The 9192-nt window shown below is 43.0% G+C and carries 15 protein-coding genes; all 15 read right to left on the minus strand.

Features of this window, described 5'->3' with window-relative positions; all coding sequences use genetic code 11:
- Positions 1-24 precede the first annotated feature (24 nt).
- The 15 genes from rplN to rpsL all read right to left on the minus strand — a co-directional run bounded on the left by rplN (position 25) and on the right by rpsL (position 8769).
- Positions 25-390, minus strand: a complete 366-nt coding sequence (rplN, locus tag BN3283_RS11710) for a 50S ribosomal protein L14 (RefSeq protein WP_041503065.1) — start codon at positions 388-390, stop codon at positions 25-27.
- A 2-nt stretch (positions 391-392) separates the two neighbouring features.
- Positions 393-647 (minus strand): 30S ribosomal protein S17, encoded by a 255-nt coding sequence (gene rpsQ, locus BN3283_RS11715; RefSeq protein WP_041503066.1) that lies wholly within the window; start codon positions 645-647, stop codon positions 393-395.
- A gap of 6 nt (positions 648-653) precedes the next feature.
- A complete protein-coding gene (rpmC, locus tag BN3283_RS11720; RefSeq protein WP_041503067.1) occupies positions 654-851 on the minus strand; it encodes a 50S ribosomal protein L29 in 198 nt (65 codons plus the stop codon).
- 44 nt (positions 852-895) lie between these two features.
- Positions 896-1315 carry a 50S ribosomal protein L16 gene (gene rplP / locus BN3283_RS11725; protein WP_041503068.1) on the minus strand — a complete coding sequence of 140 codons (420 nt, stop codon included), beginning with the start codon at positions 1313-1315 and terminating at the stop codon, positions 896-898.
- 28 nt (positions 1316-1343) lie between these two features.
- The gene (rpsC, locus tag BN3283_RS11730; RefSeq protein WP_041503069.1) at positions 1344-2072 is read right to left on the minus strand and encodes a 30S ribosomal protein S3; all 729 of its coding nucleotides are present in this window, start codon (positions 2070-2072) and stop codon (positions 1344-1346) included.
- A 5-nt stretch (positions 2073-2077) separates the two neighbouring features.
- Positions 2078-2497, minus strand: coding sequence for a 50S ribosomal protein L22 (rplV, locus tag BN3283_RS11735; RefSeq protein ID WP_041503070.1), 420 nt, complete (start codon positions 2495-2497; stop codon positions 2078-2080).
- A 36-nt stretch (positions 2498-2533) separates the two neighbouring features.
- Positions 2534-2803, minus strand: a complete 270-nt coding sequence (rpsS, locus tag BN3283_RS11740) for a 30S ribosomal protein S19 (RefSeq protein WP_041503071.1) — start codon at positions 2801-2803, stop codon at positions 2534-2536.
- 19 nt (positions 2804-2822) lie between these two features.
- Positions 2823-3647, minus strand: a complete 825-nt coding sequence (rplB, locus tag BN3283_RS11745; protein ID WP_041503072.1) for a 50S ribosomal protein L2 — start codon at positions 3645-3647, stop codon at positions 2823-2825.
- Positions 3648-3652: 5 nt separating this feature from the next.
- Complete coding sequence (rplW, locus tag BN3283_RS11750; protein WP_041503073.1) at positions 3653-3943, minus strand: 50S ribosomal protein L23; 291 nt, start codon at positions 3941-3943, stop codon at positions 3653-3655.
- 3 nt (positions 3944-3946) lie between these two features.
- Positions 3947-4585, minus strand: coding sequence for a 50S ribosomal protein L4 (gene rplD, locus BN3283_RS11755; RefSeq protein ID WP_041503074.1), 639 nt, complete (start codon positions 4583-4585; stop codon positions 3947-3949).
- Entirely contained in the window at positions 4585-5202 is a 618-nt protein-coding gene (gene rplC, locus BN3283_RS11760; protein ID WP_041503075.1) for a 50S ribosomal protein L3, read from the minus strand. The genes rplD and rplC overlap by 1 nt, the downstream gene beginning before the upstream one ends.
- A gap of 64 nt (positions 5203-5266) precedes the next feature.
- Positions 5267-5572, minus strand: coding sequence for a 30S ribosomal protein S10 (gene rpsJ / locus BN3283_RS11765; RefSeq protein ID WP_041503076.1), 306 nt, complete (start codon positions 5570-5572; stop codon positions 5267-5269).
- An 81-nt stretch (positions 5573-5653) separates the two neighbouring features.
- On the minus strand, positions 5654-7756 hold the full coding sequence (gene fusA / locus BN3283_RS11770; protein ID WP_041503077.1) for an elongation factor G: 2103 nt from the start codon (positions 7754-7756) through the stop codon (positions 5654-5656).
- A 20-nt stretch (positions 7757-7776) separates the two neighbouring features.
- Positions 7777-8256 carry a 30S ribosomal protein S7 gene (gene rpsG, locus BN3283_RS11775; protein WP_041503078.1) on the minus strand — a complete coding sequence of 160 codons (480 nt, stop codon included), beginning with the start codon at positions 8254-8256 and terminating at the stop codon, positions 7777-7779.
- A gap of 111 nt (positions 8257-8367) precedes the next feature.
- Entirely contained in the window at positions 8368-8769 is a 402-nt protein-coding gene (gene rpsL / locus BN3283_RS11780; RefSeq protein ID WP_041503079.1) for a 30S ribosomal protein S12, read from the minus strand.
- Positions 8770-9192: the final 423 nt, after the last annotated feature.

Below are 9192 nucleotides of genomic sequence, written 5' to 3' on the forward strand. Positions count from 1 at the left end.
TCTAAAATCATAAATCGTAAATAATTAAAGTACTTCCGGGGCCAACGAAACAATTTTCGTATAACCTTCACGAACTTCTCTGGCTACAGGTCCGAAAATACGGGTTCCTCTCATTTCACCCGCGTTATTCAACAACACGCAAGCGTTGTCATCAAAGCGGATATAAGATCCGTCCGGACGTCTGTATTCCTTGCTTACACGAACTACTACTGCCTTACTAACTGAACCTTTTTTTACTTCACCGTTCGGGAGTGCGTTCTTCACGGCAACAACGATTTTATCGCCTACGCGTGCGTATCTTTTCTTGGTTCCTCCAAGTACGCGAATACAAAGCACTTCTTTGGCACCGCTGTTGTCTGCTACGGTCAATCTACTTTCCTGTTGTATCATGATTACTTAGCTCTTTCAATGATTTCAACTAATCTCCATCTCTTGGTTTTACTCAAGGGACGAGTTTCCATAATTCTCACTGTATCGCCGATGTTACATTCATTCTTTTCATCGTGAGCAGTGAATTTCTTGGTCTTGCTGACAAACTTCCCGTAAATCGGGTGTTTCTCTTTGAAGCGAACGGCAACAGTGATAGATTTCTCCATCTTGTTACTTACGACAAGACCGACACGCTCTTTTCTAAGATTTCTTTCCATACTTTATTACTTTACCGTTAATTCTCGCTTACGCAATTCCGTTAACATTCTTGCGATATCTCTTCTGACTGCCCGAATTTGCATCGGATTTTCCAAAGGAGAAACAACATGGTTCATCGTCATTTTAGTCAGATTGGTTCTCTCTGCCAAAATTCTCTCTTTCAGGTCTTCGGTGGTTAACTCTCTAATTTCTGAATTTTTCATCTCACTAACAATTTTTTGTTTTGAAACTTAAAATAGCCTCTCGACTATTCCGTATAATCACGTCTAACCACGAACTTAGTAGCGATGGGTAGCTTCTGGGCTGCTAAACGCAAAGCCTCCTTAGCTATCGCATACGGTACTCCGTCTGCTTCAAAGAGAATACGACCTGGAGTAACAGGAGCAACGAATCCTTCTGGAGATCCCTTACCTTTACCCATACGAACCTCAGCGGGTTTTTTAGTAATAGGTTTATCTGGAAATATACGTATCCATATTTGACCTTGTCTCTGCATGTAACGTGTCACTGCAACACGGGCTGCTTCAATCTGACGTTGTTCGATCCACGTACTTTCCAACGCCTTAATTCCGAAAGATCCGAATGCCAGTTCATGTCCCCTCTGGGCATTCCCCTTCATTCTACCTTTCTGCGATCTTCTGTATTTAGTCCTTTTTGGCTGTAACATAGCTCTAATCTATTTATAAGTTAAAAGACTACTTTTTTCTTTTCTTGAATCCACCCTTTTTGCCGGCTCCAGCGTTCGGACGACCGCCATCTTTCGGGGCACTAATCAACGAGTTCGGAACAAGCTCGCGCTTGCCGTAAACTTCTCCTTTACAGATCCAAACCTTGATACCCAATTGGCCATATGTAGTCAATGCTTCGGCCTGGGCGTAATCAATGTCTGCCCGGAAAGTGTGTAATGGAATTCTACCTTCCTTGTAGATCTCAGCTCTTGCCATTTCCGCACCGTTCAAACGACCTGAAATCAGGATCTTGATACCCTCCGCTCCCATTCTCATGGTTGAAGCGATAGCCATCTTGATGGCTCTGCGGTAAGCGACACGACCTTCCAGCTGACGAGCTATGTTATTACCCACGATCACCGCATCCAATTCAGGACGTTTGATCTCGAAGATATTAATTTGAACTTCTTTATCCGTGATCTTCTTCAGCTCCTCTTTCAATTTGTCCACTTCTTGACCGCCTTTACCGATGATGATACCCGGACGCGCGGTGTTAATGGTAATCGTGATCAGCTTCAGAGTTCTCTCGATAACAATCTTGGCGATTCCAGCTTTGGCGAGACGGGCGTTCAAATACTTTCTGATTTTGTAATCTTCCACCAATTTATCACCATAGTTTTTACCGCCGAACCAGTTAGAATCCCATCCTCTGATGATTCCTAATCTATTGCTTATTGGATTAACTTTCTGTCCCATGCTAACTATTCTTTAGTAATGTTTTCAACAGCTGTCTTGCTTCCCAGCACGATCGTCACGTGATTTGAACGTTTACGAATCCGATGTGCTCTTCCTTGAGGAGCCGGTCTTAATCTTTTCAACATACCAGCACCGTCAACGAAAATCTCTTGTACAAACAGGGAAGCATCGTCCACGCGTTTTCCCTCGTTTTTCTGTTCCCAGTTCGCAATTGCTGAAAGCAGGAGCTTCTCCACTTTACGAGCAGCTTCTTTCGGACAAAACTTAAGCATATCCAAAGCTTTCTGTACCTCTACCCCACGCACTAAATCCGCTACCAATCTCATTTTCTGAGGAGATGTAGGACAGTCGCGAAGAATAGCAAAAGCCTTCTCTTTTCTGGCTTCTTTATTCTGATTTGCTCTTAATCTTTTTCTTGCACCCATTTTAATACATCTTCATTAGTTCAACTTAACCACGCTTTATTTTTTCTTCTTGTCAGCATGGCCTCTAAATGTACGTGTCGGCGCAAACTCACCCAGCTTATGACCTACCATATTCTCAGTCACGTATACCGGAATAAATTTATTACCGTTATGTACAGCGATAGTATGCCCTACAAAGTCCGGAGAGATCATGGAATAACGAGCCCAAGTCTTAATAACTGACTTCTTATTGGTCTCATTCATTACCAAAATTTTTCTCTCTAATTTGAAATCTATAAAAGGGCCTTTTTTTAACGAACGACTCATAACATCAATAATTAATCAGTTATTTCTTTCTTCTTTCTACAATATACTTATTAGAAAGCTTCTTCGGCGCTCTGGTCTTGTATCCCTTAGCCAACAAGCCTTTTCTTGAACGAGGATGTCCTCCTGAAGCACGGCCTTCACCACCACCCATCGGGTGATCAACCGGGTTCATTACAACACCCCTTACACGTGGTCTGCGACCTAACCAACGGGTACGACCGGCTTTACCTGAACGCTCCAACGCGTGGTCGGAATTGGATACCGTACCCACAGTAGCGCGACAGGTTAACAAAATCATACGAACCTCGCCGGAAGGTAACTTAATTGAAGCATATTTTCCTTCCCTTGCAACCAATTGAGCGTAAGAACCGGCACTACGGGCCATCACGGCTCCCTGTTGCGGTCTTAACTCGATGTTATGAATAATTGTACCAAGTGGGATCTCAGACAAGAACAACGAATTTCCTACCTCGGGCGCCACGCCAGCACCGCTCATCACGGTCTGATCTACTTGCAAGCCCGCGGGAGCTATAATATAACGTTTTTCTCCATCGGCATATACTAACAAAGCGATATGAGCGGTACGATTCGGATCATACTCGATCGTAGCTACACGCGCCGGAATATTATCCTTGTCACGCTTAAAATCTATCTCTCTGTATCTTTGTTTATGACCTCCACCTATATATCTCATTGTCATCTTACCGGAGTTATTACGTCCACCGGTCTTTTTCATCGGTCTTAACAATGATTTCTCAGGTCTATCTGTAGTCACCTGATCAAAGGTAATTCCTACCTTATGTCTTTGACCAGGAGTCACAGGATTAAATTTTCTTACAGCCATCTCAATTAAATATTGCTAAAAAAATCAATACTATCACCTTCTGCTAAAGTCACAATTGCTTTCTTAAATGAAGCGGTCCTACCGGAAATAACACCTGCTTTTGTATAGCGAGATTTTACATCTCCCTGATAAATCATGGTGTTTACCTCTTTCACGGTAACCCCGTACATTTTTTCAATTGCCTTTTTTATCTCAAACTTGTTCGCTGCCTTGTCAACAACGAAAGCGACTCTGTTCTGTTTGTCAGTCAAAGCAGTCATCTTTTCTGACAATATGGGCTTCTTTATTATTTCCATCTTTTACTCTTCGTTAAGATTGAACACTTCATTTAGGCCCTGTACAGAACTCTCAACGAACACGAGATTTTTAGCTCTCATGATGTCGTAAGTAGCCAAATCACAAGCTCTCATTACACTTACGTTCTGCAAGTTACGAGCCGACAAAATAATATTCTCGTTACTCTCATTCAAAATCAACAACAAGTTCCGATCGTTTACCTTCAAATTATTCATCAATTGAATCATCTGCTTGGTCTTCGGAGCTTCAAAGTTAAAATCTTCAACGACAGTCACAGCATTCGCCCCTGCTTTTACTGATAAAGCGGATCTACGAGCCAATCTCTTCAGTTTCTTATTCAGCTTAAAGCTGTAATCTCTGGGAACGGGACCAAATACTCTACCACCACCTCTGAACAACGGGTTCTTAATACCACCAGCTCTGGCGCCACCGGTACCTTTTTGCTTTTTCAGCTTACGGGTACTACCTGAAATCTCATTTCTCTGTTTAGATTTATGAGTTCCCTGACGATTATTAGCCAAATACTGCTTTACATCAAGATAGATAGCGTGTTCATTAGGCTGAATTCCAAAGATAGCGTCATTTAACTCTATCTTCCTGCCTGTCTCTTGTCCGGCAATGTTTAATACACTTAACTCCATTACTTCTCGATAATTACGTATGAACCTTTAGCTCCGGGAATAGACCCCTTCACCAATAACAAATTATTCTCAGGTATCACTTTCAACACCTTCAAGTTCTGAACCGTCACTCTATCACCGCCCATTTGACCGCCCATACGCATGCCTTTGAACACGCGTGCGGGAGTAGAACAAGCTCCGATAGAACCCGGCTTTCTCGCCCGGTTGTGCTGACCGTGAGTTGCCTGACCAACTCCACCGAAACCGTGACGTTTCACAACGCCCTGGAAACCTTTTCCTTTACTGGTCCCGATTACATCAACGAAATCTGCTCCTTCGAACAGGTTTACGTCAATTACGTCTCCTAACTTGTACTCGACATCATACCCGGAAAACTCTACAAGTTTTCTTTTAGGAGTAGTGCCTGCCTTCTTAAAATGTCCACTTAGCGGCTTCGTCGTGTTTTTCTCCTTTGCATCGTCAAACCCCAACTGAAGTGCTTCGTAACCGTCTGTCTCCATTGTTTTGATTTGGGTTACAACACATGGACCGGCCTCAATCACAGTGCATGGGATACTTTTCCCCTCGGCACTGAATACGGATGTCATTCCGACTTTTTTTCCAATTAAACCTGGCATCTCTTTTTTTCTTTTTTAAAATTAGGTTCTAATTCTCTAATAACGACATAGGTTTTCGCCGTTATCATACTTTAATCTCTACTTCAACACCACTCGGTAACTCAAGCTTCATTAAGGCATCGATTGTTCCAGCCGTTGAGCTGTAAATATCAATCAATCTCTTAAACGTGCACACCAAAAATTGTTCGCGGCTCTTCTTATTCACGAAAGTAGAGCGGTTAACAGTAAAGATTCCCCGGTGAGTCGGAAGTGGAATAGGACCACTCACAACAGCTCCAGTAGCTTTTACCGTCTTAACAATCTTCTCTGCAGACTTGTCTACCAAGTTGTGATCGTAAGATTTCAATTTGATTCTGATTTTTTGGCTCATGTTATTTAATTATGATTCATGATTTAAGATTTACGATTTCGATTGAAAACAATCTACATCGTAAATCGGTAATCTAAAATTCTATACTAAGTCTACTCTTCCGCTATTCTTTTCAACAACCTCCTTGGCTATTCCCTTCGGAACCTCGGCATAATGAGAGAATTCCATAGAAGAACTGGCACGACCGGATGATAACGTTCTCAATACGGTTACATAACCGAACTGCTCGGACAAAGGTACCTTCGCCTCGATCACGCGGGCTCCGGCTCTGGATTCCATTCCTTCCACCTGACCGCGACGGCGATTCAAGTCTCCGATAATGTCACCCATATACTCCTCGGGAGTAACTACTTCCAATTTCATCACGGGTTCCAATAATACCGGTTTAGCCTTTTGTGCGGCCTCTTTATAACCTATTTTGGCAGCCATTTCAAAAGATAATGCATCGGAGTCTACCGGGTGGAAAGATCCGTCGATCAACGTGATCTTTAAGCTTTCCAACGGATAACCCGCCAGCACACCACTCTCCATAGCCTCTTTGAATCCTTTCTCCACGGAGGGGATAAACTCCTTCGGAATATTACCGCCTTTTACCTCGTTCACGAAAGTCAAACCTTCTTTACCTTCTTCAGCCGGCTCCATCCGGAAGATGATATCGGCAAATTTACCGCGACCACCCGTCTGTTTTTTGAATACATGACGATGTTCGAATACACCGGTAATAGCTTCCTTGTAAGCAACCTGAGGAGCACCCTGATTACACTCTACCTTGAACTCGCGTCTCAGACGGTCCAAAATAATATCCAAGTGGAGCTCTCCCATTCCGCTGATAACGGTCTGACCCGAATCTTCATCCGTTTTTACGCGGAAAGTCGGATCCTCTTCAGCCAACTTGGCCAAAGCCATTCCCAACTTATCCGTATCTTTTTGCGTAAGCGGTTCCACGGCGATACCGATCACCGGTTCCGGGAAGGTCATACTCTCCAGTACGATCTGATTCTCCTCGGTACATAAGGTATCCCCCGTACGAATATCCTTAAACCCGACGCAAGCGCAAATATCACCGGCCTCAAGAACATCTCTCGGCTGTTGTTTGTTTGAATGCATCTGGAATAAACGCGAAATACGCTCTTTTTTATCTGTACGCGGATTATATACATACGAACCCGCTTCGATCTTACCGGAATAAATACGCGTATAGCACAAACGTCCCACGAAAGGATCCGTGGCGATCTTAAATGCCAACGCAGAAAGCGGAGCCTCGGGATCGATCTCGAAAATTTTCTCCTCCCCCGTTTTCGGATCCGTACCTGCAGCAGCCGGAATATCCAACGGATGAGGCAAATAAGCAATTACCGCATCCAACAGGTTCTGAACTCCTTTATTTTTAAAAGAAGAACCGCACATTACCGGACAGAAATCCATCGCTATCACGGCTTTACGAACCACAGCCTTTAATTCCTCCACGGTAATCGAATCCGGATCTTCAAAGAAACGTTCCATCAATGCTTCGTCCTGAACAGCAGCAGCCTCTACCAACTTCTCTCTCCACTCTTGAGCTTCAGCCAACATATTGGCAGGAATCTCTTTTACCGTTGCCGTCATCTCTCCATTCTCCCACACGTAAGCCTTCATTTCAATCAAATCGATCACACCCTGGAAGTTTTCTTCAGCACCGATCGGAAGTTGAAGCGGAATCGGATTAGCTTTCAACTTTTCACGGATCTCGCGTACTGCCTTAAAGAAGTCAGCACCTGAACGGTCCATTTTATTCACGAAAGCGATTCTTGGAACTCCGTACTTGTTTGCCTGACGCCAAACGGTTTCCGATTGAGCCTCTACTCCACCCACGGCACAGAATAGAGCCACAGCTCCATCCAATACACGCAAGGAACGCTCTACCTCCACGGTAAAGTCAACGTGTCCCGGAGTGTCGATAATATTGATTTTATATTCTTTATCCTGATATTTCCAAAAACAAGTGGTCGCGGCAGAAGTGATGGTAATACCTCTCTCTTGCTCCTGAACCATCCAGTCCATGGTAGCCGTACCATCGTGAGTCTCCCCTATCTTGTGAGATACCCCCGTGAAATACAGGATTCGTTCTGTCGTTGTTGTCTTACCGGCATCAATATGAGCCATGATACCGATATTTCTCGTAAAATGTAAATCTCTTTTTGCCATTTTCTTACTTTATCCCCTCCTTAAAATCTGAAATGAGCAAAAGCACGATTGGCCTCTGCCATACGATGAATATCCTCCTTCTTCTTGAAGGCCGCACCTTCTTCCTTGTAAGCAGCCATGATTTCGGCAGCCAACTTCTCAGCCATTCCCTTACCGCTTCTCTTACGAGCGAATAAGATCATGTTTTTTACAGAGATTGATCTTTTTCTTATTGGATTAATTTCCATCGGCACCTGGAAAGTAGCACCTCCCACCCGGCGACTTTTCACCTCTACCTGAGGAGTGATGTTCTCCAAAGCCTGCTTCCAAATATCCAAAGCCGGTTTCTCTTCTTTTTTCGCCATCTTCTCCTCTACGATATCGATAGCATCATAAAAAATACTTAAGGCGATGCTTTTCTTACCATCCACCATTAAATCATTAACGAACCGCGTTACTAATACATCATTAAACTTCGGGTCCGGTAACAGGATTCTCTTTTTTGGTTTTGATTTTCTCATTTCTTCCTACGTTTACGAATTCGTTCGTCAGCTGCCCGTTTTGGTCTTCAACGGTCTCCCGACCATTTACTCAACTCTCGGGAACAACCCATAAACAATTCCTGTTAATAACTACTTTTTACCTTTTTCCGGAGTTTTACCTGCTTTCGGTTTTTTAGCTCCGTACTTGGAACGACTTTGCAAACGACCGTTTACACCGGCAGCATCCAAGGTTCCACGAACAAGGTGATAACGTACACCCGGAAGGTCTTTCACACGACCACCGCGGATTAACACGATAGAGTGCTCTTGCAGATTGTGTCCTTCTCCCGGAATATAAGCATTCACTTCTTTTCCGTTAGTTAATCTAACCCTGGCTACCTTTCTCATTGCAGAGTTCGGTTTTTTCGGAGTCGTCGTGTAAACACGTACACATACCCCGCGTTTTTGCGGACAAGAATCTAAAGCCGGAGCTTTACTCTTATCCTCAATTCTTTTTCTTCCTTTTCTTACTAACTGTTGAATAGTTGGCATACAAGTACTTTTAAATTAGTTACTTTTATTCAATTTGGCCCGCAAATGTAGTAACTAAAAACCACATCACCAAACATTCTATCTATTTTTTCGCAAAAAAGTATAAGATTGTGAGAAAGTTAGCACTCCCCCCGGGATTAAACCAAACGACAAAATAAAAAACAGCTTAAGGATTTTTTAAAATGAAGACGGGTTAAAGCCAAAAACGAAGATTGTTAATGTTTACTAAATAAAGCAAGCAGCACCTTTCCAAGAAACATTTTACCACTCAACAATGACAAATAATACGGCAAAAATATAACAATATAGATCTATTTTCATCATCTTATAAAAAGTGAAAAAATAAATCGACAAAATGAAAAATATTTTTTCCATATTTGATAATTCAAAGTGAAGGCATACGGACAAGCATAGACCCGTTTT

This window comes from Gabonibacter massiliensis, assembly GCA_001487125.1.
Taxonomy (GTDB): Bacteria; Bacteroidota; Bacteroidia; order Bacteroidales; family Marinifilaceae; genus Gabonibacter; species Gabonibacter massiliensis.

Coding starts and splice junctions, on each gene's coding strand:
- rpsQ (WP_041503066.1), bottom strand. CDS start 647: ATGGAAAGAAATCTTAGAAAAGAGCGTGTCGGTCTTGTCGTAAGTAAC.
- rplC (WP_041503075.1), bottom strand. CDS start 5,202: ATGCCAGGTTTAATTGGAAAAAAAGTCGGAATGACATCCGTATTCAGT.
- rpsJ (WP_041503076.1), bottom strand. CDS start 5,572: ATGAGCCAAAAAATCAGAATCAAATTGAAATCTTACGATCACAACTTG.
- rpsC (WP_041503069.1), bottom strand. CDS start 2,072: ATGGGACAGAAAGTTAATCCAATAAGCAATAGATTAGGAATCATCAGA.
- fusA (WP_041503077.1), bottom strand. CDS start 7,756: ATGGCAAAAAGAGATTTACATTTTACGAGAAATATCGGTATCATGGCT.
- rplW (WP_041503073.1), bottom strand. CDS start 3,943: ATGGAAATAATAAAGAAGCCCATATTGTCAGAAAAGATGACTGCTTTG.
- rplB (WP_041503072.1), bottom strand. CDS start 3,647: ATGGCTGTAAGAAAATTTAATCCTGTGACTCCTGGTCAAAGACATAAG.
- rpmC (WP_041503067.1), bottom strand. CDS start 851: ATGAAAAATTCAGAAATTAGAGAGTTAACCACCGAAGACCTGAAAGAG.
- rpsS (WP_041503071.1), bottom strand. CDS start 2,803: ATGAGTCGTTCGTTAAAAAAAGGCCCTTTTATAGATTTCAAATTAGAG.
- rpsL (WP_041503079.1), bottom strand. CDS start 8,769: ATGCCAACTATTCAACAGTTAGTAAGAAAAGGAAGAAAAAGAATTGAG.
- rplN (WP_041503065.1), bottom strand. CDS start 390: ATGATACAACAGGAAAGTAGATTGACCGTAGCAGACAACAGCGGTGCC.
- rplV (WP_041503070.1), bottom strand. CDS start 2,497: ATGGGTGCAAGAAAAAGATTAAGAGCAAATCAGAATAAAGAAGCCAGA.
- rplD (WP_041503074.1), bottom strand. CDS start 4,585: ATGGAGTTAAGTGTATTAAACATTGCCGGACAAGAGACAGGCAGGAAG.
- rplP (WP_041503068.1), bottom strand. CDS start 1,315: ATGTTACAGCCAAAAAGGACTAAATACAGAAGATCGCAGAAAGGTAGA.
- rpsG (WP_041503078.1), bottom strand. CDS start 8,256: ATGAGAAAATCAAAACCAAAAAAGAGAATCCTGTTACCGGACCCGAAG.